Here is a 3,041-nt window from a genome sequence, read left to right on the forward strand (position 1 = left end):
AGGGTTCATCATGAGTCATCAGCTCACCTTCGCCGACAGTGAATTCAGCAGTAAGCGCCGTCAGACCAGAAAAGAGATTTTCTTGTCCCGCATGGAGCAGATTCTACCATGGCAAAACATGGTGGAAGTCATCGAGCCGTTTTACCCCAAGGCTGGTAATGGCCGGCGACCTTATCCGCTGGAAACCATGCTACGCATTCACTGCATGCAGCATTGGTACAACCTGAGCGATGGCGCGATGGAAGATGCTCTGTACGAAATCGCCTCCATGCGTCTGTTTGCCCGGTTATCCCTGGATAGCGCCTTGCCGGACCGCACCACCATCATGAATTTCCGCCACCTGCTGGAGCAGCATCAACTGGCCCGCCAATTGTTCAAGACCATCAATCGCTGGCTGGCCGAAGCAGGCGTCATGATGACCCAAGGCACCTTGGTCGATGCCATCATTGAGGCACCCAGCTCGACCAAGAACAAAGAGCAGCAACGCGATCCGGAGATGCATCAGACCAAGAAAGGCAATCAGTGGCACTTTGGCATGAAGGCCCACATTGGTGTCGATGCCAAGAGTGGCATGACCCACAGCCTAGTCACCACCGCGGCCAACGAGCATGACCTCAATCCGCTGGGTAATCTGCTGCATGGAGAGGAGCAATTTGTCTCAGCCGATGCCGGCTACCAAGGGGCGCCACAGCGCAAGGAGCTGGCCGAGGTGGATGTGGACTGGCTGATCGCCGAGCGCCCCGGCAAGGTAAGAACCTTGAAACAGCATCCACGCAAGAACAAAACGGCCATCAACATCGAATACATGAAAGCCAGCATCCGGGCCAAGGTGGAGCACCCATTTCGCATCATCAAGCGACAGTTCGGCTTCGTGAAAGCCAGATACAAGGGGTTGCTGAAAAACGATAACCAACTGGCGATGTTATTCACGCTGGCCAACCTGTTTCGGGCGGACCAAATGATACGTCAGTGGGAGAGATCTCACTAAAAACTGGGAATAACGCCTTAAATGGCGAAGAAACGGTCTAAATAGGCTGATTCAAGGCATTTACGGGAGAAAAAATCGGCTCAAACATGAAGAAATGAAATGACTGCGTCAGCCGAGAAGAATTTCCCCGCTTATTCGCACCTTCCTTAACAACAACATAAGTCCCATCAAAACATTCATCTTCGCCCCAAATTGCAGACGAGATAATAAAAGGGTCATACGAGGTGGGCTCGTATGACCCGCATTTTCCGCAGGCAACAACATTGCACTATCCATTCTAATATCCATAACCTTTGCATGCTCAAAAATTGAGCGGCGAATATTCAATCACATGTAAGAACTATGGCAAACGTTTTTAACGTTACTTAATGTAAGCTATGGATATATCAGTTTCATATCAACAAGATAGAGATGTAATCGGATGTTTTTAGGACGGTGCGAATGGAGTAATGAAATTATAAACGTGAGTAGGCTGATTATGATGAAGGAGCAATCAACTTGTTCGCCTCTTCCTTAGTCGATAAGCATAAAAAATCCGAAACCAAATCAAAAGGTTTCGGATTTTTACACATCAGGGGAGCGGCCTCTGGAGCCTTAACTGAGTGGCATTTGGCATATACGCCCCCTTTACTCATACTCAAATGCGGAACATACCGACCTGATTACTCAGTTCATCCGAAATATTTTTAAGTTGTTCAGAGAGATGACGTGAACTGTCTGCATCCAACGCCAGTTCGTCCGAGACATCTTTGACCGCCTGAATGTTGCGGCTTACCTCGTCGGTGACGGCTCGTTGCTCTTCGGCTGCGCTGGAGATCTGGGTCGCCATGTCGGAGATCTGGTTGATCGAGGTGGTGATCTGCTCCAGCGCATGGGTGGCGTTGTTGGCGTCATCCACGCTGTTCTGGGCCAGCTGCTGGCCTTCGTGCATGGTGCTGACCGCTCCCTGGGTATTGCGTTGCAGGGTTTCGATCATGCTGCGGATCTCGACAGTCGAGCTGTGGGTACGCTGTGACAAAACGCGCACCTCGTCGGCCACTACCGCAAAGCCACGGCCCTGTTCACCGGCACGCGCCGCTTCAATGGCAGCGTTGAGCGCCAGCAGGTTGGTCTGCTCGGCGATGCCCTGAATGGTGGAGAGGATGGTGTTGATCTCCTGAGCGTTTTTCTCCAGTTCCTGAATGATGTTGGAGGCCTGTTCCACCTGGGTGGCCAGATCGGTGATGGAGCGCTGGTTGCGGGCGATCACCTGCTTGCCATGCTCGCAACTGCTGGAGGAGCTGCGGGCCGCTTCGGCGGTCTGCTCGGCGTTGCTGGCGACCTCGACTGCGGTGGCTGACATCTCGTGTACCGCAGTGGCGATCTGGGAGATCTCGTTTTGCTGGCGTGCCAGCCCCTGATTGGCCTTCTCCGCCATGCTGTGGGAGGACTTGGCCTGCTGGTTGAGCTGGCCGGAGGAGTTGGAGATATCCTGCACCATCACATGGATCCGCTCGATGAAGGTGTTGACGTGTTTGGCAACCGCGCCTACTTCATCCTCACGTTCAATCTTGATGCGGCGAGTGAGATCGCCGTTGCCACGGGAGAGATCGGCAATCGCTTCGCCCAGGGTTTTCAGAGGGGCCAGCGAGCCGTTGATGGCGACATAGGAGAAGCCAGCCACGATCAATATGGTGATAAGTCCCTGAATAAGTGAGGAGGTGACCATGCGGCGTACCGACTGGTAAGCGGTTTCGTCATCCACCATCATGCCGTAATACCAATTGGTGTTGGGGATCGCGTTAAAGTCAAAGACCTCTTTCTTACCGCTGATCACCAGCTCGTTGATCGTACCGTCATGAGCGATCTGATTGATGTAAGACGCGGTCAACTCGGGGGCTAGCGTTGTGGCGGGTTTCAGACTCAGGGAGGCATCGGGGTGGGCGATGATGGTGCCGTTGCTGTCGACCAGAATGGCGTAAGTCCCCTCGGTAGTGACCGTCAGAATGTCCGAGATAAGGGCGCTGATAGAGACATCTCCGGCGATAACCCCCTGGGTGTTGCCACGCTGGAA

General features: G+C 53.3%; 2 protein-coding genes. One reads left to right on the forward strand and one right to left on the reverse strand.

The window, feature by feature from the left end; translation table 11 throughout:
• The first annotated feature begins 10 nt into the window (after positions 1 to 10).
• Entirely contained in the window at positions 11 to 988 is a 978-nt protein-coding gene (locus AB5Y67_RS21080; protein ID WP_368208070.1) for an IS5-like element IS5 family transposase, read from the forward strand.
• A 637-nt stretch (positions 989 to 1,625) separates the two neighbouring features.
• On the opposite strand, the gene AB5Y67_RS21085 is transcribed toward AB5Y67_RS21080, so the two are convergent.
• Positions 1,626 to 3,041: methyl-accepting chemotaxis protein (locus AB5Y67_RS21085; protein ID WP_368208071.1), on the reverse strand; the 1,416-nt coding region annotated here is incomplete at its 5' end.

The organism is Aeromonas sp. s12 (genome assembly GCF_040907925.1).
Taxonomy (GTDB): domain Bacteria; phylum Pseudomonadota; class Gammaproteobacteria; order Enterobacterales; family Aeromonadaceae; genus Aeromonas; species Aeromonas veronii.

Bases quoted from the DNA above. Each gene is read 5' to 3' on its own strand.
- AB5Y67_RS21080 (WP_368208070.1), top strand. From the start codon at position 11: ATGAGTCATCAGCTCACCTTCGCCGACAGTGAATTCAGCAGTAAGCGC.